Raw genomic sequence first — 239 nt, forward strand, 5'->3', positions numbered from 1 at the left:
CTCTTCTTCTGCTGTGGCAGATAGTCTTCAAAGGGTACACCGACCTCTGCCAACTGCTGTCTGCTTTCAGGAGTCTCTCGGCTTTGGAGCAGAGTACGCAGGTTGTCTACGCCTTGCTCCACATTGCTCGCCAACACCTTGTATAGCCCGAAATGGGAGGGGTTGTTGAACTGCTTGAGAAAGTTGGTCATGAAGTTCTTCAGCAGTCCATCCTTGCTGTTGAACTTTAGAAATGCAGC

Annotated in this window: 1 pseudogene; it reads right to left on the reverse strand. The window is 50.2% G+C overall.

Going from position 1 to position 239, the window contains the following annotated elements:
• Nucleotides 1–239 (reverse strand): annotated as a pseudogene (locus HMPREF2890_RS00025) (hypothetical protein); the annotation flags it as partial.

It is taken from the genome of Porphyromonas sp. HMSC065F10 (genome assembly GCF_001808555.1).
Taxonomy (GTDB): domain Bacteria; phylum Bacteroidota; class Bacteroidia; order Bacteroidales; family Porphyromonadaceae; genus Porphyromonas_A.